The following is a 21,721-nucleotide window of genomic DNA, read 5'->3' on the forward strand; positions in this document are numbered from 1 at the left end:
ATCTCATCTATTTGATAAGACGCGGATTCGCTGCGCCCCCAGCACCGAAAGGCAATCATCAAATGGACAAGAGGTTTGGAACGGCGGCCTGCTGGCTGCTCATCATTCCCTATATCGGGCTCCTATGGGTTCCCTTCTATAATTTTCACGATCCGGTCCTGCTCGGGTTCCCCTTCTTCTACTGGTATCAGCTGGCCTGGGTGCCGATCACCGCCGTCCTGACATTGATTGCCTACCGGAGCATGCGCGATGACGACTGAAATCGACGCCACCGCGCTTTCCGTCTTCATCTTCTTCTTTGTGCTCGTCACGGTCATGGGCTTCGTTGCCGCCCGCTGGCGCAAACCCGAAACGCTTGCAAGCATTGACGAATGGGGTCTCGGCGGCCGCAGCTTCGGCACCTGGATCACCTGGTTCCTGGTCGGCGGCGACTTCTACACCGCCTACACCGTCATCGCCGTTCCCGCCCTTGTCTACACTGTCGGCGCCTACGGCTTCTTCGCCCTGCCATACACGATCGTCGTCTATCCGTTCGTGTTCATGGTCATGCCCGTGCTGTGGAAGCGGGCGAGGGACTTCGGCTACGTGACGGCAGGTGATGTCGTCCATGGTCAGTATGGTTCGCGGGGGCTGGAGCTTGCGGTCGCCGCGACAGGCGTGATCGCGACGATGCCCTATATTGCACTCCAGCTGGTCGGCATGACGGCGGCGTTGAAGGCGCTCGGTCTTCACGGCGAAATACCCCTGGCGGTCGCCTTCATCGTGCTCGCGCTCTACACCTATTCGGCCGGCCTGCGCGCACCGGCGCTGATCGCCTTCGTCAAGGATATCATGATCTACATCGTCGTGATCGCCGCCGTCGCGCTGATCCCGTCGAAGCTTGGCGGCTATGCCAACGTCTTCGCTTCGGCGGATGCGGCGTTCCAGGCGAAGGGATCGGGAAGCCTGCTGCTTGGTGGCAACCAGTACGTCGCCTATGCGACCCTGGCCCTCGGCTCGGCGCTTGCGGCCTTCATGTATCCGCACACGCTGACTGGTATCTTTGCGTCGAACAGCGGCAACACGATCCGCAAGAATGCGGTTTTGCTGCCGGCGTATACGCTGCTGCTCGGCCTTCTGGCTCTGCTCGGCTACATGGGACATGCCGCCGGGCTCAAGCTCGACAGCGCCAACGATGTGGTTCCGGCACTGTTCCAGACCCTGTTCCCGAGCTGGTTCGCGGGCTTCGCCTTCGCGGCGATTGCCATCGGCGCACTGGTGCCGGCGGCGGTGATGAGCATCGGGGCCGCCAACCTCTTCACCCGCAACTTCTGGAAGGCTTACGTCAACCCCGGAGTAACGGACGCCGGCGAGGCGAAGGTTGCCAAGGTGACGTCGCTTGTCGTCAAGGTCGGTGCGTTGCTTGTCATCATCTTCCTGCCGACGCAGTTCGCCCTCGATCTTCAGCTGCTGGGCGGGATCTGGATCCTGCAGACGCTCCCGGCTCTGGTGTTCGGCCTCTATACGGGATGGTTCCGGGCGCCCGGCTTGCTGGCCGGCTGGTTTGTCGGCTTCTTCGGCGGCACGCTGCTTGTCTGGATCAACGGATTGAAGCCGCTGCAGCCGATTGCTTTCGGGGACACGTCATTCACGGTCTACATCGGTCTTCTGGCGCTGGCGGCGAACATCGTCGTTGCCGTGGTCGTCAATGCCGCGACCCCGGCAAAGGCGGTCGCGCGCGCCTGATCTTCGGGTAAAACAGAGGCCGCGGGCAGGGGTGCCCGCGGCTTCTCCACGCGACGACCTCATGAAATCCCTCTTCCTTTTCCGTCTGAAAGCGCCTATGAACCGGCGCGATGAACAAGTTCCGGCTGGCGATCACGATACGAATTATCGGCCCGGCCTTCCGCGCGCGCTAAGCGGCCGGAAGGTCCGGGTTTTTGGCGCTTGGACGACGAGCGCCTCCGTCACCAATTTTCAAGCCCGTTGCGCCTGCTTCCGTGGCGCCTAGAGACGATTGCTAGACATGACCGATACAGCCGAAAAGATCGATTACTCGAAGACCCTCTATCTCCCCGAAACCGACTTCCCGATGCGCGCCGGCCTGCCGCAGAAGGAGCCGGAAACGGTTGCCCGCTGGCAGCAGATGGGCCTCTACAAGAAGCTCCGCGCCTCCGCCGCCGGCCGCGAGAAGTTCGTTCTCCACGATGGCCCTCCCTATGCCAACGGCAACATCCACATCGGCCACGCGCTGAACAAGATCCTCAAGGACGTCATCAACCGCTCGTTCCAGATGCGTGGCTTCGATGCCAACTACGTTCCCGGCTGGGATTGCCACGGCCTTCCGATCGAGTGGAAGATCGAGGAGAAGTATCGCGAGAAGGGCAAGAACAAGGACGAGATCCCGGTCAACGAGTTCCGCAAGGAATGCCGCGAATTCGCCGCCGGCTGGATACAGACCCAGGCCGCCGAATTCAAGCGCCTTGGCATCGAGGGTGATTTCGACAACCCCTACACGACCATGGCCTTCCACGCCGAAAGCCGCATCGCCGGCGAACTGCTGAAGATCGCCAAGTCGGGCCAGCTCTATCGCGGCTCCAAGCCGGTCATGTGGTCGGTCGTCGAGCGCACCGCGCTGGCCGAAGCCGAGGTCGAATACCACGACATCGAGAGCGACATGATCTGGGTGAAGTTCCCGGTGGCTGAGTTCGTGGCACAAAGCACGGAACAAAAGCACTCGATGGCGGCCACCTTCGAGGCGGCGCAGGATGCCCTGAAGAATTTGCAGGGGGCGCATGTCGTCATCTGGACCACCACGCCCTGGACGATCCCCGGCAACCGTGCGATCGCCTATTCGTCGCGCGTTTCGTACGGCCTCTATGAAGTCACCGAAGCCACCAACGACTTCGGTCCGCGTCCGGGCGAAAAGCTGATCCTCGCTGACAAGCTGGCCGAAGACGCTTTCGCCAAGGCCAAGCTACAGTTCAAGCGCTTGCAGGACGTTTCGGCGGAACAACTCGCCGCCATCACCTGCGCCCACCCGTTCAAGGGCTTCGGCGGCGGCTACGAGTTCCTCGTTCCCCTCCTCGACGGCGACCACGTCACCGATGACGCCGGTACCGGCTTCGTACACACCGCGCCCAGCCACGGCCGCGAGGACTTTGATGCCTGGACGGGCCACGCCCGCGAGATCGAGGCACGTGGCATCGACACCAAGATCCCGTTCCCGGTCGACGACGCCGGCTTCTACACATCAGATGCGCCGGGCCTCGAAGGTGGCCGCGTCATCGACGACAACGGCAAGAAGGGCGATGCCAACGAGCGCGTCATCAAGGAACTCATCGCCCGCAACGCGCTCTTTGCCCGCGGCCGACTGAAGCATTCCTATCCGCATTCCTGGCGCTCGAAGAAGCCGGTCATCTTCCGCAACACGCCGCAGTGGTTCGTCTACATGGACAAGACGCTCGCCGACGGCACGACGCTGCGCTCGCGCGCGCTGAACGCCATCGACGACACCCGCTTCGTTCCCGCCGCCGGCCAGAACCGCCTGCGCGCCATGATTGAAGGCCGCCCGGATTGGGTGCTTTCCCGTCAGCGCGCCTGGGGCGTGCCGATCTGCGTCTTCGTCGACGAGGCCGGCGAGGTCTTGGTCGATGAGGAGGTCAACGCCCGCATCCTGGAAGCCTTCGAAGCCGAAGGCGCCGATGCATGGTTCGCCGAAGGTGCGCGCGAGCGCTTCCTCGGCAAGAAAGCCAACGAGCCCTGGAAGCAGGTCATGGACATCCTCGATGTCTGGTTCGACAGTGGCTCGACCCACACGTTTACGCTCGAAGACCGTCCGGATCTCAAGTGGCCGGCCGATCTCTATCTGGAAGGTTCCGACCAGCATCGCGGCTGGTTTCACTCGTCGCTGCTGGAATCGGCGGCGACCCGTGGCCGCGCGCCTTACAACGCCGTACTCACCCATGGCTTCACCATGGACGAGAAGGGCGAGAAGATGTCGAAGTCCAAGGGCAACGTCACCTCGCCGCAGGAAATCATGAAGGACGCCGGCGCCGACATCCTGCGCCTCTGGGTCATGACATCAGACTACGCCGACGACCTGCGCGTCGGTAAGACGATCATCCAGACCAATGTCGATGCCTATAGAAAGCTGCGCAACACCATCCGCTGGATGCTCGGCACGCTGGCGCACGACAAGGGCGAGACCTTCGAGGTCTCCGAGATGCCGGAGCTGGAGCAGCTGATGCTGCATCGTCTGGCCGAGCTCGACCAGCTGGTGCGCGAGAATTACGACGCCTTCGACTTCAAGAAGATTGCCCGCGCGTTGATCGACTTCGCCAATGTCGAACTCTCGGCCTTCTACTTCGACGTCCGCAAGGACGCGCTCTATTGCGATGCGCCATCCAGCCTGCGCCGCCGTGCCAGCCTTCATGTCATTCGCATGATCTTCGATTGCATGGTGACCTGGCTGGCCCCGATGCTGCCCTTCACCACGGAAGAGGCATGGCTGTCGCGCAACCCGAACGCCGTCTCGGTTCACCTCGAGCAGTTCCCGGAAGTTCCTGATAACTGGAAGAACGAGGCGCTGGCCGAGAAGTGGAAGAAGATCCGCGCGGTGCGCACGGTGGTGACAGGCGCGCTTGAAATCGAGCGCAAGGACAAGCGCATCGGCTCCTCGCTGGAAGCAGCCCCCGTCGTTCACATCGCCGATCCGGAGCTGATGAAGGCGCTGGATGGTCAGGATTTCGAGGAGATCTGCATCACCTCGGGCATCACGATCGATGGCTCCGAAGGTCCAGCCGATGCATTCCGCCTGCAGGAAGTCGCTCTCGTCAGCGTCGAACCGAAGCTTGCGGAAGGCACCAAATGCGCCCGCTCGTGGCGGATCACGACGGACGTCGGCTCCGATGCGGAGTATCCCGATGTCTCCGCCCGTGACGCCGTGGCACTTCGCGAACTGGCTGTGCAATAACGAAGAATATTGCCGGGTGAATTGCGTATTTGCGGTTCATCCGGTAAAAGCTGCCTGAAAATGGCCGGATTTTTCCGTCAGGGGGACGATGTTCGGTTTTCAAGCGTTTGAATGCACCGGCATGGCTGGAAGGGTTTTCATGTTATCGAAACGTTGGTTCCATTTGGGCGTCTGCCTGACAGTGGCAATGGCAGGTGGCGCGATGATGTCAGGCTGCACCAGCGGCCCACGTTACGGAACCGACAAGACGGCATTCCAGCAGCTGACTGACGACCTCGGTGACTCCGTTTCGCTGACCGGCAACGATCCCAAGAACAAGGGTGTCCGGTATGCGCCGCGCCCCTCGCTCGTGCTTCCTTCCGACACTGCCAAGGAATCGCTCGTCGAGCCTCAGAAGTCGATCGCGAGCAAGGATAATCCGGAATGGGTCGAGTCTCCGGAAGATACCCGCGCACGTCTGGTCAAGGACGCCGACGACAACAGCGACAAGTCGAGCTTCCGCTCGCCGCTGGCAAGTTCCGCCATTGAAGGTGGACGCCGCACGACCGAGGCGCAGACGAAGGCCTATCGCGAAGCCCGCGCCATCCAGAAGGGCGCCAATCTCGACCAGCGCCGCTATATTTCCGATCCGCCGACCGAATACCGTCAGGTCGGGGATCCGGCGAAACTGGACGACGTCGGCGAGCCCGAGCTGAAGAAGCAGAAGAAGCGGAAGAAGGAAGCCGCTATCGCCGGCAGCGACAAGCAGTGGTGGAATTTACTTCAGTAATCATATCGAACGGGGCGATCAGCCCCGTTTTCTTTTTGCCCAGCGGTCAATTCGAAAACGATGCGTAGCAGTTGGCAGCCGAGCAGCACACCGCCGACCGTCAGTTGCCGTGACAACGGATGAGATCAGGGGATCTCTCTCTTCCCCGAAAAGAACGCGCGCAGAATATCGCCTGCCGCCGTCTCGTTGAGGCCCGAATAGACATCCGGCGCGTGATGGCAGGTCGGCTGCCGATAAAAGCGCACGCCGTTATCGACCCCGCCGCCCTTTGGATCTTCCGCGCCGTAGTAGAGACGTCGAATGCGGGCAAAGGAGATCGCCGCCGCGCACATGGTGCAGGGTTCGAGCGTCACGTAGAGATCTGCACCGGTCAGACGCTCCTGATCGAGCGCTTCGCAGGCCATGCGGATGGCGAGGACTTCGGCATGCGCGGTGACGTCGTTCAACTCGCGTGTGCGGTTGCCGGAGCGCGCGATGACGGCCCCGTCGAGCACCAGCACGGCCCCGATAGGCACTTCGCCGCGTTCGCCTGCGGCACGGGCTTCGTCAAGCGCAAGCCCCATAAATTGATTTGTCTTCACGATGCGACAATTTCCACTTAACCGCGGGGGCGCGAACTGATAGACAGGCCCCAAAAGGCAGGCAAACAACAAATGACATTCAAAGACAAGCCAAAACGGCCGGGCGATAAGCCGCCGCGTCGCGAGAGCGGCCCGAAATCAGCTGCAAAGCCCTCGAAGGCGTTCGCCAAGACGGACGATGACGCCGTCGGTGGCGACGACAAGGCCGAGCGTATCTCCAAGGTGATGGCGCGCGCCGGCGTTGCCTCCCGTCGCGACATCGAACGCATGATCATGGAAGGCCGCGTCACGCTGAACGGCAAGCTCCTGGACACGCCGGTCGTTAACGTGACGCTCACCGACAAGATCGAGGTCGATGGCGTCCCGATCCGTGGCATCGAGCGCACCAGGCTCTGGCTTTACCACAAGCCGGCAGGACTGGTGACGACGAACGCCGACCCCGAGGGTCGCCCGACCGTCTTTGACAATCTGCCGGATGATCTGCCCCGGGTGATGTCGATCGGCCGTCTTGATATCAATACCGAAGGCCTGCTGCTGCTTACCAACGATGGCGGTCTCGCCCGCGCGCTGGAACTGCCGACGACCGGCTGGCTGCGCCGCTACCGCGTGCGCGCCCACGGCGACATCGATCAGGACGCGCTGGACAAGCTCAAGGACGGCATTGCCGTCGATGGCGTCCTTTACGGTTCGATCGAAGCGACGCTCGACCGCACGCAGGGCTCCAACGTCTGGCTCACCATGGGCCTGCGCGAAGGCAAGAACCGCGAAATCAAGAACGTGCTCGGCGCGCTCGGTCTCGACGTCAATCGCCTGATCCGCATCTCCTACGGCCCCTTCCAGCTCGGCGATCTGCCGGAGCGGGATGTGGTCGAAGTACGCGGTCGCACCTTGCGTGACCAGCTCGGCCCGCGCCTGATCGAGGACGCGAAGGCCAATTTCGACGCGCCGATCTACAATTCGCCGGCCGTGGCCGAGGAAGAGGAAGCTGACGCCAAGCCCGAGCGTCGCGAACGCTCGTGGAAGCCGGAAGACAAGCGCGAACGCGCGCTGAGCCGCCTCGACACCAAGCGCGACGACAAACGTGACGACCGACGTGATGATCGCCGCGGCGGTGATCGCGACCGCGATGGCGGCCGTGGCCCAAGCCGTGGTGGCGACCGCAAGGACGAGGGCCCGAAGCGTCCGCCGCTCGGCAGCCGCCGCAACGCCAATGTCTGGATGGCGCCCGGCGCCCGTCCGCTCGGCGAAAAGGCAGCCGCCAAGGCAGAAAAGAACGCCCAGACGGCCCTGCGTCGTGGCGAAAAGCCTGGCCGCTCCAAGCCGCAGCCGACAAGCTACGACGAAGGTCCGCGCGTGCAGATCAACCGTGCCCGCGACGAAGAGGGCGAATGGATCCGCTCGAGCGAAGTCAGCAAGGACGACGGCGACCGCAAGCGCGGTGATCGCGGCGACCGTGGCTTCGGTGATCGCCCCTCCCGTGGTGACCGCTCAGGCGGCGACCGCACGGCACGCGGCGACCGGCCCTATGGTGACCGCCCACCGCGCGGCGACCGTCCCCAGGGCGAGCGCCCGAGAGGCGATCGTCCCTTTGGCGACAAGCCTCGTGGCGAGCGCAAGCCGCGCGAGGATGGCGACCGTCCGCGTTCATTCGGCGACCGCCCACCGCGTGGCGATCGGCCTTTCGGTGATCGCCCTCCCCGTGGTGACCGGCCAGCCGGTGACCGCCCGTTCGCAGCCAAACCTCGCGGCGACCGCAGGCCGCGCGAGGAGGGAGACGACCGTCCCCGTTCCTTCAATGATCGTCCGCCACGCGGCGACCGGCCGTTCGGCGACAAGCCGCGCCGTCCGCGCGAAGAGGGCGACGAGCGTCCCCGCGCCAAGCGTTTCTCCGGCGAGGCTCGTTCCGAGCGTCCGGCAGGCGAACGTTCCTATGGCGACCGGCCTCGTGGTGAACGTCCGCAGGGTGATCGTCCCCAGGGCGAGCGTCCAAGAGGCGATCGTCCCTTCGGCGACAAGCCGCGCGGCAAGAGCTTTGGTGGAAAGCCTGGCGGATCGAAGCCGGGCGCGAAGAGTTTTTCGGGCAAGCCTTCGGGCGATCGTCCCGGCGGTGGTGGCAAGCCTTCGGGCGGGCCGTCACGGGGTGGACCCAAAGGAAAGGGAATAGGACGCGGTGCGGATCGTCGGCGGTGAGTTTCGCGGACGGCCGCTCGCCGTACCAAAATCAAACGACATCCGGCCGACTGCCGACCGGACGCGTGAGAGCCTGTTCAATATTCTGAGCCATGCCTATCCGGAATGCGTCGATGGCACCCGGATACTGGACCTCTTTGCCGGCACCGGCGCCGTTGGCCTCGAAGCCGTCTCGCGTGGCTGCCGTCATGCGCTGTTCGTTGAAAACAGCGTCGAGGGCAGGGGCCTGCTCTGGGAAAATATCGATGCGCTCGGCCTGCATGGCCGGACGCGCATCCTCAGGCGCGACGCGACCGATCTCGGCAGCGTTGGCAATCTCGAGCCGTTTCATATCCTCTTCGCAGACCCGCCCTATGGAAAGGGACTGGGGGAGAAGGCAATGGCGGCCGCGGCAAAGGGCGGCTGGCTGGTGCCGGGCGCGATTGCGGTGCTCGAAGAGCGCACCGATGTTGTTGTTTCGGTGGACCCTTCCTATCTTTTCCTCGAAAGCCGCATCTTCGGCGACACACGGGTTCATTTCTACCGCTATCAGCCCCTGTAACGCGGCGGCGGGCAATCGGGGGTAGTGGTGCAGGCAGAAACGTCAATTGTCGAGTTGCCTGTCCCGCAAGATGCTCCAAGGTCGGATGGCCTGCGCGTGGCCGTCGCGTTCGGCGGCGGCGGAGCCCGTGGCCTCGCTCACATCCATGTCATCGAAACGCTGAATGAACTCGGCATCCGCCCAACAGCGATCGCGGGTTCCTCGATCGGCGCCATCATGGGGGCCGGTATGGCGGCCGGAATGAGCGGCGCCGACATTCGCGAACATGCGCTCATGACCGTCGGCAACAAGACGGCTGTGGTGAGCCGCCTCTGGGGATTGCGCCCGCAAACGGTGCGTGATGCGGTGGCAAACGGCGTTCGCATCGGCCAGTTCAATCTCGAGCGGATCCTGAAGGCGTTTCTCCCAGCCGATCTGCCGGACCATTTCTCCGATCTTCAGATCCCGATGCGGGTGATCGCGACCGACTATTACGGCCAGAACGAGGTGATCGTCGAGGAAGGCGCTCTGTTTCCGGCGCTCGCCGCATCCTCGGCTATTCCCGCGGTTTTCATGCCCGTTCGCCTTTACGGGCGGGTGATGATCGATGGCGGTATCAGCAATCCAGTTCCCTACGAATGCCTCATGAACGAGGCCGACATCGTTATCGGCATCGATGTCGTGGGTGCGCCGGAAGGTGACGGAACGCATATCCCGAACCGCATGGAGAGCATTTTCGGCTCCGGACAGCTGATGATGCAGACGGCGATATCGTTGAAGCTGCGGCTTCAGGCGCCGCATATCTTCCTTCGCCCTGCCGTCGGCAGGACCGGCGTCATGGACTTCCTCAAGGCCCGCGAAGTCCTGGCGATGTCTGCTGGCGTCAAGGACGAGCTGAAATACGCGCTCGACGGCGCCATCGAGGCGCATCAAAGAGCCTAGGCGTCGGCGGTCACCTCGGCGGTGCCCGACAACGGATCATCCTCGAAGCCGGCGGCGCGCTTCGGCTTCACCAGCGGTTCCGGCTTGACCGGCTGCGAGAACAGCATGTCGCGTCCCGCCTGCAATCCCTCGGAAGACTGCAGCACCAGACGCTGCTCGTCACGGCGGCGAATATCCTCTCCGATCTCGTACGCATCGACCTCGCTAACGCCGAGCGCTTCCAGCGTCCTGCGGCCGAAAAGCAGACCCGACTCCAGGGTTTCGCGCAGTTCGTAGTCGACGTTGCGGTTGCGCAGCGCGATCGAATGAATGCGGTCGTAGGAGCGGACGAAAAGCTTGGCGTGCCGATATTCGTCCTGCACCAGCTCGACGATCTTGTCGGTCACCTCGCGTTTTTGCGTGCAGATGACGACGATCTTAGCGTGGTCCACGCCAGCCGCGCGCAGCACGTCCTTGCGGGTTCCATCGCCGAAGTAGATCCGAAAGCCGAAGGACGACGCCTGACGAATACGGTCGGCGGAGGTGTCGATGACGGTCACCGCGCGCCCGCCGGCGAGCAGGATCTGCGCTGAAATCTGTCCGAAACGCGAGAAGCCGATCATCAGAACGTCGGCCCCGGCTCCTTCGAAGTCCTCGTCAAGCTGCTCCTCCTGCTTGTCGCCCGTCAGCAACCGCTTGGAAATCATCGTTCCGATCGGTGTCAGCGCCATCGACATCGTCACGATCGCGATCAGCAGCGAGGCCGTGCTCGGCGGCATCAGGCCGGCAGCCCCGGCAGCGGAGAACAGCACGAAACCGAACTCGCCTCCCTGCGGCAGGAGAAAGGCGATACGTATGGCGTCGTCGTGGGACGAACCCGCGATGCGGCTGATCGCGTATATGACGAGACCTTTCGCGATCATGACAACAGGGACCGCGATGACGATCAGCAGCGCGTTGTCCCACAGGACGGGCAGCTGCAGCGACAGGCCGACGGCGATAAAGAAGATAGCGAGCAGCACCCCGCGGAAAGGCTCGATGTCGGCCTCGAGTTCATGTCGGTAGGACGATTCGGCGAGCATCACTCCCGAAAGAAAGGCGCCCATTGCCATCGACAGGCCGGCGAGCTGCATGAGGCTTGCCGATCCCATGACCACGAACAGGGCGGCGGCGATCATCGCTTCGCGGGCGCCGGTCCGGGCGATGATCTGAAAAAGCGGCGTCAGGAGATAGCGGCCCATGATGATCATTGCGCCGACCGCGCCGATCGCGATGGCGAAATCGAGAACCGGCGCGCCATGACCTTTCCCGGTATCGAGAATATTGATCAATGCCAGCAACGGCACGATTGCCAGATCCTGGAACAGCAGCATCGAGAAGGAGCGCTGGCCATAGCGCGTGTTGACGTCGCCTTCGTCGTCGAGGATCTGCATGGCAAAAGCGGTCGAAGACAGGGCCAGGCCGAACCCCGCAATGATGCAGCCGCGCCAGTCGAGCACACCGGTGAGCCACGCGACGAGCGACAGCAGCGCACCTGTCAGCAGCACCTGCGCCGAGCCGAGCCCGAATATGTCCCGCCGCATTTGCCACAGCCGGCTGGGCTTCAGTTCCAGGCCGATGATGAAGAGCAGGAAGACGACACCGAGCTCGGCGACGGCGAGAATCTGGTCCCCATCGGTAAGCCCGTGAAAGATCGGGCCGATCACGACGCCGGCTGCAAGGTAGCCGAGCACGGTGCCCAATCCGAGCCGCTTGAAGATCGGCGCCGAAACGACGGCGCCGCCAAGCAGCAGGATCGTTTCGGAAAAAAGCGCGTTGGGTTCGGACATGATGCGGGGCTTCCGTGAGGGCGCGTGCTGAGGAGGGAAAAAGAATCGGCGTTGGCGGCCTTGATGCTTTTTGTAGCGCACAATAAATGGAACGCGAAGGAAAGGCCAAATCATGTCTTCTGAAATCGACTCCTCGACGCTTCTTTCCCGCGCAAGCCAATTGATCGACCTGGCCAAGAAGGCCGGAGCCGACGCCGCCGATGCGGTGGTGGTGCGTTCCCGCTCACAATCCGTCAGTGTTCGCCTTGGCAAGGTTGAGGGCACCGAGTCCTCCGAAAGCGATGACTTCGCGCTGCGCGTTTTCGTCGGCAAGCGCGTCGCCAGTGTTTCCGCAAATCCAGGCTTCGATCTCGCGGCGCTGGCGGAGCGCGCGGTCGCCATGGCGAAGGTTTCGCCGGAAGATCCGTTCGCCTGCCTTGCGGACGAAGGCAAGCTCGCGAAATCCTACCCGGACCTGCAGCTGCTCGACACCACGGAGGTTTCCTCCGAACAACTCCGCGAGGCGGCTCTTGCCGCCGAGGCTGCAGCGCTTGCCGTGAAGGGCGTCACGAACTCCTCCGGTGCCGGCGCATCATCTGGAATGGGCGGACTGGTTCTGGTCACCTCGCACGGGTTCGAAGGCAGCTACATGGCGTCGCGCTTCGGCCGTTCCGTCAGCGTCATCGCCGGTGAAGGCACCGGTATGGAGCGCGACTACGATTACGATAGCCGCATCTATTTCGCCGAACTCGACGATCCGGCCGAGATCGGTCGCCGGGCAGGCGAGAGAACGATCAAGCGCATCAATCCGCGCCAGGTCCCGACGGGCAAGGATGTCACCGTCGTCTTCGATCCACGTGTTGCGCGTGGTTTCGTCGGCCATATCGCCGGTGCGATCAACGGTGCCTCCGTCGCCCGCAAGACAAGCTTCCTGCGCGACAAGATGGGCCAGCAGGTCCTGAAGGCGGGACTGTCGATCACGGATGATCCGTTGATCGTGCGCGGTCCGTCGTCTCGCCCCTTTGACGGCGAAGGCATTTCCGGCGAACGGCTGGTAATGATCGAGGATGGCGTGCTCAAGCACTGGTTCCTGTCGACGTCGACGGGTCGCGAGATCGGCATGGAGACCAACGGCCGCGGCGTTCGCGGCGGAAACTCGATCACGCCCGCATCGACCAATCTCGCGCTGGAGCCCGGCGATATCTCGCCCGAGGATCTGGTCCGCGGTGTGGGCAACGGCTTTTACATCACCGAGCTCATCGGTCAGGGCGTCAACATGATCACCGGCGAGTATAGCCGCGGCGCCACCGGCTTCTGGATCGAGAATGGTGAGTTGACCTACGCTGTCTCCGAGGTGACGATCGCATCGAACCTGAAAGATATGTTCATGCGCGTGACGCCTGCAAACGATATCGACCGCAAGTATGGCGTTGCCGCCCCGACGCTCGCGATTGAAGGAATGACACTGGCCGGGCGCTGACGGATTGGATGTGACGGATATGAGCGAAGCGAGTGCAGCCCGCTGGCAGGACGATTTGCATCTGATCGTGGATGCGGCGAAACAGGCTGGCGAGGTTGCTCTTGGTTACTTCAATCAGTCGCCTGAGGTCTGGTGGAAGAACGAGGGGCGCTCACCGGTCAGTGCCGCGGACTTTGCGGCCAATGAAACGCTGGCAACCATCCTGCGGGCCGCCCGGCCTGATTATGGCTGGTTGTCGGAAGAGACGGACGATGACGAGCAGCGGCTGGCGCGCTCGACCCTGTTCATCATCGATCCCATCGACGGCACGCGCGCCTTCATCGGCGGATTGAATCTCTGGTGCGTGAGCGTTGCGGTGGTTCACGACGGCCGGCCGGTCGCCGGCGTGCTCTATGCGCCCGCACTTGACGAGCTTTACGAAGCGACGGAAGCGGGCGTGGCGCGCAAGAACGGCGAGGTGATCACCGTATCCGCCTCGCAGCAGGGCACATCGCGTTTCGCCATAGCCGAAGATGTGCTCGCCAACTTTCCGGATGAGCTCAGAACCCGGATCGAGCGCGTCAAGCATGTGCCGTCACTGGCGTACCGTATCGCCATGGTCGCGGACGGCCGCATCGACGGAACCTTCGTGAAGCGCAACTCCCACGACTGGGACCTTGCGGCCGCCGACCTGATCCTGGAGCGGGCAGGCGGGCGCTTGGTCGATCTCGCCGGCCGTGATGTGATCTACAACAGGCCTCGTGTTAGCCACGACGAACTCTGCGCGGCATCGCACCCTGAATTGAACGACCTGATAACCCGCACCGTGCGTCGATGAGGCAGTTGACGTTTCCGTCAAAATCCCTCAGATGAAACGGCGGAGGAGCAGAAAAAGAAAGAGACGAAAATGACGAACTCCAGCGAAAAGAAACAACTTTTGCACCTTGTATTCGGCGGCGAACTGGAAAGTCTTGACGACGTTCAGTTCCGTGACCTCAAGGATCTGGATATCGTCGGTATTTTTCCAGATTATGCCACCGCGCTGACCGCGTGGAAGGGTAAGGCGCAGTCGACTGTCGACAATGCGCACATGCGTTATTTCATTGTACACATGCACCGTCTTTTGGATCCGGAAAACAAGTCCGGCAACTAATTGTGAAGCGCCGCGCGCTCCTCTCGGCCGCTCTGCCGGCTGCTGACGCATTCTGAACAAAGTGATCGGTCATTTCCGGCCGCAACAAGAATTGGGAATGGGTTAATGACGATCGTAATTGATCGGAGGCAGATCATATGAGCGGCCGCATGGCGCGGCTCGCGCTAGGCGCCTATCAGGCAGCCGGGACGATGATGACGCCTTTCGTCGGTGGGTATCTGACCTACCGGGCCGCAAAGGGCAAGGAAGATCGGGCGCGCCGGCTCGAACGCTCCGGATATCCGAGCGCCGACCGGCCTGCCGGCCCGCTGATCTGGTTTCATGCGGCAAGCGTCGGCGAGATGAATGCGGTCATTCCATTGATCCGCGAAATCCGCCGCCGCGATATTCATGTCATCCTCACGACCGGCACCGTCACTTCGGCCAAGCTCGCCGCCGAGCGCGTCGGCAACGAAGCCATCCACCAATATGTGCCGCTCGATCTGAAGCCCGCCGTCAGCCGTTTTCTCGATTACTGGCAGCCGGATTGCGCCCTGATCGCGGAATCCGAGATCTGGCCGGCGACGATCATGGAGCTTGGTCGGCGTCGCATTCCGCAGATACTGGTCAATGCGCGGATGTCGGATCGCTCCTTCGCGCGCTGGAGTCGTCGTCCGTCTCTTGCTGATGCGCTGTTCGAGAACCTGGCGCTTGTCATCGCGCAGTCGGATGTCGATGCGGAGCGCTTCCGCGACCTCGGCGCGCGCCAGGTCATCATGTCCGGAAATCTGAAGGTCGATACCGACGCTCCTTCCTATGACGCGGCCGTTTTCGCCCGTTACAAGAAGCAGATCGGCGACCGCCGGACCTGGGCTGCGATCTCGACATTCGACGGCGAGGAAAAAGCCGCCGGGATTGTCCACCGCACCCTCAAGGAACGCGACGGTCAACTGACCATCATCGTTCCTCGCCACCCGGATCGTTCGGACGCCATCGAAGCCGAACTGGTCAAGCAGGGCCTGAAGGTCGCGCGCCGCACCCGCGACGATGTCCTCTCGCCTGACGTCGACATCTTCCTCGGCGATACCATCGGCGAAATGGGTCTTTACCTGCGTTTGACCGAAGTGGCCTTTGTCGGTCGTTCGCTGTTTGCCGAAGGCGGCCAGAATCCGCTCGAACCGGCGATGCTAGGCTGCGCGGTTCTCTCCGGCAGCAACGTCCAGAATTTCCGGGAAGCCTATCAACGGCTTGCCCGCCGCGGCAGCGCGCGTATGGTCCGCGACACCGAGATGCTGGCCAAGGGCGTCCACTATCTGCTGATGAACGACGATGCGCGGCGCAAAATGATCGAGGCCGGCGTTGTCGCCGTGCAAGAAATGCGTGGGGCGCTGACGGCGACGCTGAAGGGCCTTGAACCTTATATCAACCCGTTGACGGTGAAGGCGCGCTTGCTGCCGAAGACGGCCGCGCAGCGCTGAGGGATCCATGGACGCGATCAAGGGTATCCTGTTCGACAAGGACGGAACGCTTCTGGACTATGATGAAAGCTGGCTGCCGGTAAACCGGGAGCTCGCCCGCATCGCCTCCGAAGGCGACGCGGCACTTGCCGATCGGCTGCTTTCCGCCTGCGGAATGGATCCGGTGACCGGCCATATCGTCCCGGACAGTCTTCTGGCCGCCGGTAACACCCGCCAGATCGCCGAAGGCCTGGTTGCTGCGGGCTCTTCGCTCGATGTGTCCGACCTGACATTCAGGCTCGATGAGCTGTTTTCGAACGCTGCCGAGTTTTCCGTACCGGTAACGGATCTGTCGGCCTTCTTCGCCCGCCTGCATGCGCGCGGGTTCCGTCTCGGTGTCGCCTCAAGTGACAACGAGCGGTCCATCCGCCAGACAGCGGCGCGCTTTGGTTTCTCGCAATACGTGGATTACATCGCCGGATACGACAGCGGCTTCGGCTCGAAGCCGGAGGCCGGCATGGTACTCGGCTTTTGTGCAGCGACCGGTCTGCAGCCATCGGAAGTCGCTGTCGTCGGCGACAACAATCATGACCTCCACATGGGCCGCAATGCCAAGGCCGGACTGACGGTCGCGGTGTTGACGGGTACCGGTTCGCGCGAATCCCTTGCCGCCGCCTCCGACTATTGCCTGAATGATATCACCGAGCTGGAAGGTCTGTTGCCGGACCTGCAGCTCGCCTGATCGACCAAAGGCTTGCATTTTCTTGAAAATTGCCTTCTCTTTTCGCGGGGTTGAGGAAAAGAGCCGTCGGCCCCAGGCCCGCGGCACAAAAGGCAGGACAGCAAGAATGGTATCGGAAGCGCCGCCTTTCTGGTGGACGAAGGCTGATTGGCGTGCCTGGACGCTCTCCCCTGTTTCCTTCCTCTATGGACGTATTGCCGGTTATCGCATGGCGAATGCCAAGCGCGCATCCGTCCCCGTTCCCGTAATCTGCATCGGCAATTTCACTGTGGGCGGCGCCGGCAAGACGCCGACGGCGCTGACGATCGCCCGTGCCGCGAAGGCGAGGGGGCTGAAGCCCGGCTTTCTCAGCCGTGGCTACGGCGGCTCGCTCGACGTCACGACGGTTGTGGATCCCGAACACCATCGCGCCGTTGCTGTCGGTGACGAGCCGTTGCTGCTCGCCCGCGAGGCATTGACGGTGATTTCAAGGCGCCGCGTCGAGGGCGCCAAGCGTCTCGTCAAGGAAGGCGCCGACCTGATCATCATGGATGACGGCTTCCAGAGCGCGCGACTTGCGATCGACTATGCCTTGCTCGTGATCGATGCGACGCGTGGCCTGGGTAACGGTCATATCGTTCCCGGCGGGCCTGTGCGCGCCCCGATCCGCCAGCAACTGCGCTACGCGACCGCCTTGCTGAAGGTCGGAGCGGGCACCGCGGCCGACCAGATCGTCCGTATCGCCGCACGCGCCGCAAAGCCCTATTTCACCGCTTCCCTGAAGGTTGCGACAGGCAACGAGCTCGCCGGCGAGCGCGTGCTGGCCTTTGCGGGCATTGCCGATCCCTCGAAATTCTTTCGAACGGTGGAGTCGATTGGTTGCGAGATCGCCGTTCGCCGGTCTTTCGGCGATCACGAACATCTGACGGAAGACGAGATCGACGACATCCTCGCGACCGCGGAACGCGACGGTCTCACGATCGTCACGACGTCAAAGGATTTCGTCCGTCTAGCCGGTCACAATGGCAAGGCGAGACAGCTTGCAGAGCGGTGCGTGGTGATCGAAGTCGAAATGGCGTTCGAGGATCATCTTGCGCCGAATCTGATCATCACCCGCGCCATCGATGCTTGCCGCGAGCGCCGGATGAAAGAGAAAACCGCAGCCTGAGCCTTAGCGCTTCTGGTTCGGCAGAACGCCGGCGCGCTTGTCGGCCTCGAGAGAGGCCATGGCGTCGGCATAAGGCTCCTGCCGCGCAACGCTCCAGTAGCGTAATTCGTCGAGAGCGATCTGCTTTCCGGTAATGGCGCAGACGACATAGGAGCCGGGCGACAGGATCTGGAAATCCGCATCCAGATAGCGGATCTGCGCCTCGCGGTTTCCATGTCCCTCAAACAAATTCATGCGCTCCATTCCTTGCAGGCTGTCATTCCCCTGCCATAACCCGCGGCAGCGGCCATTGCCAGCTTTTTCAGCTTCTGCCGAACAGCCGCTCGATATCGGAAAGCTTCAATTCGATATAGGTCGGGCGCCCGTGATTGCACTGGCCGGAGCCCGGCGTCACCTCCATTTGACGGAGAAGTGCATTCATTTCTTCCGACCGCATCCGCCGGCCGGAACGCACCGATCCGTGGCATGCCATCGTCGCCGCGACATATTCCAGCTTGGCCGAGAGGCCGGAGGCCGTGTCCCATTCCGCCACCTCGTCGGCCAGCTGCCGGATGAGGCCAGACGCATCGACTTCGCCGAGCAGCGCCGGCGTCTCGCGAACGGCAATCGCACCGGGGCCGAAGCGCTCGATCGCCAGTCCAAGCTCCCCGAGTTCGGCGGCAAACTGCATCAGCCGGTCGCAATCCTCCTCGGGCAGATCCACGATGTCAGGAATGAGCAGCACCTGCGACGCCAGACGCTTGGAATGCAGCGCCTTGCGCAGCGCCTCGAACACCAGGCGCTCATGGGCTGCATGCTGGTCGACGATAACAAGTCCGTCGTCAGTCTGCGCGACGATGTAGTTCTCATGGATCTGCGCGCGCGCCGCACCAAGCGGATAGCGCGCTGGCGTTTCCGCCTCCGCGGTCGGTGGAGACCATGACGATGTCGAGGTCTCCGCACGTGCCGTCGGCATCACCAGTCCGTCGAACGATGATTGCGGGCGCTCGCGAAAACTGTTGTTGGCGGGAAACTCGTAGGGGCGCGACGGAGACCGTTCCGCGGACCAGGGCTGTTGCGGCTCTGCCGCCCGCGGCTGGAAGCCCGGCCGGAACGAACGCAGCATTCCCTCCGCTCCCGTGGTCGCGGCGCGGCTGCCGTCGCGGGCGAGAGCCTCGCGGATAGCCCCGACGATCAGGCCGCGCACCAGTTGCGGGTCGCGGAAGCGCACGTCCGATTTCGCCGGATGCACGTTTACGTCGACAAGGGCGGGATCGAGTTCGATCGAAAGCACGGCGACCGCGTACCGTCCGGATGGAATGGTTTCCGCGTAGGCGCCGCGGATGGCCGAGAGGATAAGCTTGTCCTGCACCGGTCGGCCGTTGACGAAAGCATATTGATGCGCAGAGTTTCCGCGATTGAAAGTCGGCACCCCGGCAAAGCCGGTCAGCGAGATCTCTTCGCGCTCGGCATTGATCTCGATCGCATTCTCCCGGAATTCCTTGCCGAGAACCTGCGCGATCCGTGCCAGATGATCGTCGCCGGTAGCAGGAAGCTCCAAGGTCGAGCGGTCGGACCCTGACAGCACGAAACGCACGCCCGGAAAGGCGATCGCCATGCGCTTGACGGTCTCGGTAATCGCGGCCGCTTCGGCCTTCTCCGTCTTCAGGAACTTCAGCCGCGCGGGCGTGGCGAAGAAAAGGTCCCGGACTTCGACGATCGTGCCCGGATTGGACGCGGAGGGCCGCAGATGCAGCAGCTTGCCGCCCGCCATCGCGATCTCATGACCGTCGACGCCATCGCGGCGGCGGCTGGAAATGCTCAGCCGGGCAACCGAGCCGATCGAGGGCAGCGCTTCGCCACGGAAGCCGAGCGTGCGGATGTCATCCAGCGTGTTTGAAATCTTGGAGGTGCAGTGCCGCCGGACGGCAAGCTCGAGGTCCGCCGCGTCCATGCCCGATCCGTTGTCGGACACGCGCAGCAGCGCCTTGCCACCGCCTGCCGTGGCGATCTCGATGCGGGTCGCCCCGGCATCGAGCGCGTTCTCGATCAACTCCTTGGCAGCGCTTGCCGGACGCTCGATGACTTCGCCGGCTGCGATTTGGTTGATGAGTGTCTCGGAGAGTTGTCGAATGGCCATTCTGCTATTTTCGCGGATTCGACGGCTCCTGGGAAGCGGGAAAGCGTTTTCGCCGAGGCTTGTCCCGTCCGCTTTCGCCGGCTGCTTAACGTTAAGCGCGCTTTAAGACAAAACTGCCATTTTGATTTGTACCTCCGAGAATGCATTTCAATCGGACATGTGGGACGCGTGAGCATGAGTGCCGGCTTCGAAAAAGCGGACACGTCATCTTTGAATGGCGATTTGCCGGCTGACAACAGCCTGCAAACTGCGTTGTTCGATGCGGTGTGCGAAAGCCTCGCCTCTGCCTTCGTCGTCTACGACAAGACTGATCATCTGATCTTCGCCAGCCGTCAGGTTCTCGACTTCTTCCCGATTTCCGCCGAGATGTTGAGCCCGGGAACGCGTCTGCGCGATTTCCTCGGAGCCATCTACGACACCGGGATCCGAACCAACTCAGCCGGCAAGCAGGCCACTGTCGGCCGCGAGGACTGGCTCTCCCAGAAAATCGCCTCGCACTGGCGCGAGCGCTTCGAGGCCGTCGAGCGGCAAGGCGACGATTGCTGGATCCGCTTCCAGAAGCGGCGCCTTCCAAGCGGTTACGGCGTTTGCGTCATCTCCGACATCTCCGAGGACAAGAAGCGCGAGGAGCAGTGGCGGCTGGATCTCGAACGGGTTCAGCTGACGGAAGACATTCTCGACAACCTGCCGTTTCCGCTATTCGTCAAGGACCGGAACCTGAACTACGTCGCGGTCAACATCGCGTTCTGCGAGAAGTATCAGACCACGGTCGACGAGATCCTCGGCCGCAAGAGTGCCGACCTGTTTTCGCCAGAGATCGCGCAGCGTTTCGAGGAAAGCGATCGCCATGTGCTGGACACGGGCGAGATGTCGATCTCGCGACAGCGGCAGATTTCGCGTGGCGGCTCTGAGCGGGATATCGTCACCCGCAAGCAGCGCATCGGCAAGCCCGGCCGCTATTTCCTCATTTCGACGATGCAGGACCTGCCGCGCGATGGAGCCGATCTCGACGAGTTCGAGCTGGCTTCCGCCATCACCACCTCAAGCCGCAATTCCTACCGCCGCGCCTATGTTCCGATAAGCGGCAGCGGCGAACGGCGCGAGCCGGCGGCGATGGAAGCGATCGTTCCCGAGAATTTCTCCGGCCGGAAAATCCTCGTCGTCACCGGCGACATCGCGGCCGAGACCTCGGCCCTGAGAGCATTGGCGAAGTACGGCTTCGAGGCCTGTTCGGTGCGCCGCGAGGAAGAGCAGGAGCAGTTCCTGGAAATCGCGAGTTCTGCCGGCCTTTCGCTCGATCTGCTGATCATCGACAACCAGATGGGCATGCGCTGCCTGGAGCTCGCGGAGCAATACGGCATTCCCTCCCTCGTCATGGACGGCTTCCAGCTTGCCAACGAGCTGACCTTCCTCGTCGCCCGGCATTTTAACCGCAGCAACCGCAGCGGTATGGTCGGCAACATCGATACGACCTGGGAGATCTCGACATCCGAGGATGATGGTTCGCTCGACGTCCTCGTCGCCGAAGACAACGACATCAATCAGATCGTCTTCTCGCAGATCCTCGAAGGTCTGGGCTACCGCTACCTGATTGCCGCCAGCGGCGATGAGGCGGTACGGCTCTGGACGGAACACAAGCCGAAGATCGTCCTGATGGATATCTCGCTTCCAGGCTTTAACGGCTTTGAAGCGGCTCGCCTGATACGCCAGGTCGAAGGAGACGCAGGCCTCCGGACGCCGATCATCGGCGTGTTGACGCAAGCCTTCGAGCGCGACCGCGCCGAATGCATAAAAGCTGGCATGGACGACGTGATCATGAAGCCCGTCAGCCCCGATATTCTGGAAACGGTTTTCCAGAAGCATTTGGGCACGGAAGGCCTGCGCGCGCAGCGGTAGGCGAAAGGCCGTCAACTCCCCAAATC

Annotated in this window: 18 protein-coding genes; 14 read left to right on the forward strand and 4 right to left on the reverse strand. The window is 62.6% G+C overall.

What is annotated here, in order from left to right; genetic code table 11:
• Window positions 1-62: 62 nt before the first annotated feature.
• From ASE04_RS25285 to ASE04_RS25305, 4 genes are all read left to right on the forward strand, one after another.
• The gene (locus ASE04_RS25285; protein ID WP_056824547.1) at window positions 63-260 is read left to right on the forward strand and encodes a DUF3311 domain-containing protein; all 198 of its coding nucleotides are present in this window, start codon (window positions 63-65) and stop codon (window positions 258-260) included.
• The gene (gene mctP, locus ASE04_RS25290; protein ID WP_056824551.1) at window positions 250-1,725 is read left to right on the forward strand and encodes a monocarboxylate uptake permease MctP; all 1,476 of its coding nucleotides are present in this window, start codon (window positions 250-252) and stop codon (window positions 1,723-1,725) included. Before ASE04_RS25285 ends, mctP begins: the two co-directional genes overlap by 11 nt.
• Before the next feature lie 280 nt (window positions 1,726-2,005).
• Window positions 2,006-4,954: an isoleucine--tRNA ligase gene (gene ileS / locus ASE04_RS25300; RefSeq protein WP_056824557.1), complete on the forward strand. Its 2,949-nt coding sequence runs from the start codon at window positions 2,006-2,008 to the stop codon at window positions 4,952-4,954.
• Between the two features lie 139 nt (window positions 4,955-5,093).
• A complete protein-coding gene (locus ASE04_RS25305) occupies window positions 5,094-5,723 on the forward strand; it encodes a hypothetical protein (RefSeq protein ID WP_056825730.1) in 630 nt (209 codons plus the stop codon).
• Between the two features lie 125 nt (window positions 5,724-5,848).
• On the opposite strand, the gene ASE04_RS25310 is transcribed toward ASE04_RS25305, so the two are convergent.
• Complete coding sequence (locus ASE04_RS25310) at window positions 5,849-6,286, reverse strand: nucleoside deaminase (protein ID WP_056824560.1); 438 nt, start codon at window positions 6,284-6,286, stop codon at window positions 5,849-5,851.
• A gap of 90 nt (window positions 6,287-6,376) precedes the next feature.
• On the opposite strand from ASE04_RS25310, the gene ASE04_RS25315 reads away from it, so the two are divergent.
• Genes ASE04_RS25315 through ASE04_RS25325 form a run of 3 tightly spaced genes read left to right on the forward strand, consistent with a single transcriptional unit; the run spans window position 6,377 to window position 9,956 of the window.
• Window positions 6,377-8,494, forward strand: a complete 2,118-nt coding sequence (locus ASE04_RS25315; protein WP_056824565.1) for a pseudouridine synthase — start codon at window positions 6,377-6,379, stop codon at window positions 8,492-8,494.
• On the forward strand, window positions 8,475-9,035 hold the full coding sequence (gene rsmD, locus ASE04_RS25320) for a 16S rRNA (guanine(966)-N(2))-methyltransferase RsmD (RefSeq protein WP_056824567.1): 561 nt from the start codon (window positions 8,475-8,477) through the stop codon (window positions 9,033-9,035). The genes ASE04_RS25315 and rsmD overlap by 20 nt, the downstream gene beginning before the upstream one ends.
• A gap of 24 nt (window positions 9,036-9,059) precedes the next feature.
• Entirely contained in the window at window positions 9,060-9,956 is an 897-nt protein-coding gene (locus ASE04_RS25325) for a patatin-like phospholipase family protein (protein WP_443216916.1), read from the forward strand.
• Here the strand turns inward: ASE04_RS25325 and ASE04_RS25330 are convergent.
• Entirely contained in the window at window positions 9,953-11,764 is a 1,812-nt protein-coding gene (locus tag ASE04_RS25330; protein ID WP_056824572.1) for a monovalent cation:proton antiporter-2 (CPA2) family protein, read from the reverse strand. The two genes, ASE04_RS25325 and ASE04_RS25330, sit on opposite strands and share 4 nt — an antisense overlap.
• A gap of 112 nt (window positions 11,765-11,876) precedes the next feature.
• Between ASE04_RS25330 and ASE04_RS25335 the strand changes: the two genes are divergently transcribed.
• The 6 genes from ASE04_RS25335 to lpxK all read left to right on the forward strand — a co-directional run bounded on the left by ASE04_RS25335 (window position 11,877) and on the right by lpxK (window position 17,680).
• A complete protein-coding gene (locus ASE04_RS25335) occupies window positions 11,877-13,223 on the forward strand; it encodes a TldD/PmbA family protein (protein WP_056824575.1) in 1,347 nt (448 codons plus the stop codon).
• A gap of 19 nt (window positions 13,224-13,242) precedes the next feature.
• Window positions 13,243-14,040, forward strand: coding sequence for a 3'(2'),5'-bisphosphate nucleotidase CysQ (locus ASE04_RS25340; RefSeq protein WP_056824578.1), 798 nt, complete (start codon window positions 13,243-13,245; stop codon window positions 14,038-14,040).
• Window positions 14,041-14,109: 69 nt separating this feature from the next.
• Complete coding sequence (locus tag ASE04_RS25345; RefSeq protein ID WP_056824582.1) at window positions 14,110-14,355, forward strand: DUF4170 domain-containing protein; 246 nt, start codon at window positions 14,110-14,112, stop codon at window positions 14,353-14,355.
• A gap of 137 nt (window positions 14,356-14,492) precedes the next feature.
• The gene (gene waaA, locus ASE04_RS25350) at window positions 14,493-15,812 is read left to right on the forward strand and encodes a lipid IV(A) 3-deoxy-D-manno-octulosonic acid transferase (RefSeq protein ID WP_056824585.1); all 1,320 of its coding nucleotides are present in this window, start codon (window positions 14,493-14,495) and stop codon (window positions 15,810-15,812) included.
• 7 nt (window positions 15,813-15,819) lie between these two features.
• Window positions 15,820-16,533 (forward strand): HAD family hydrolase, encoded by a 714-nt coding sequence (locus ASE04_RS25355; protein WP_056824587.1) that lies wholly within the window; start codon window positions 15,820-15,822, stop codon window positions 16,531-16,533.
• A gap of 106 nt (window positions 16,534-16,639) precedes the next feature.
• The gene (gene lpxK / locus ASE04_RS25360; RefSeq protein ID WP_056824591.1) at window positions 16,640-17,680 is read left to right on the forward strand and encodes a tetraacyldisaccharide 4'-kinase; all 1,041 of its coding nucleotides are present in this window, start codon (window positions 16,640-16,642) and stop codon (window positions 17,678-17,680) included.
• Window positions 17,681-17,683: 3 nt separating this feature from the next.
• Here lpxK and ASE04_RS25365 read toward each other — a convergent pair whose 3' ends face one another.
• A complete protein-coding gene (locus ASE04_RS25365) occupies window positions 17,684-17,914 on the reverse strand; it encodes a DUF2093 domain-containing protein (protein ID WP_056825735.1) in 231 nt (76 codons plus the stop codon).
• Between the two features lie 67 nt (window positions 17,915-17,981).
• On the reverse strand, window positions 17,982-19,799 hold the full coding sequence (mutL, locus tag ASE04_RS25370; RefSeq protein WP_056824595.1) for a DNA mismatch repair endonuclease MutL: 1,818 nt from the start codon (window positions 19,797-19,799) through the stop codon (window positions 17,982-17,984).
• Window positions 19,800-19,973: 174 nt separating this feature from the next.
• Between mutL and ASE04_RS25375 the strand changes: the two genes are divergently transcribed.
• Entirely contained in the window at window positions 19,974-21,695 is a 1,722-nt protein-coding gene (locus ASE04_RS25375; protein WP_056824596.1) for a response regulator, read from the forward strand.
• Window positions 21,696-21,721: the final 26 nt, after the last annotated feature.

The organism is Rhizobium sp. Root708 (assembly GCF_001429725.1).
GTDB lineage: Bacteria > Pseudomonadota > Alphaproteobacteria > Rhizobiales > Rhizobiaceae > Rhizobium.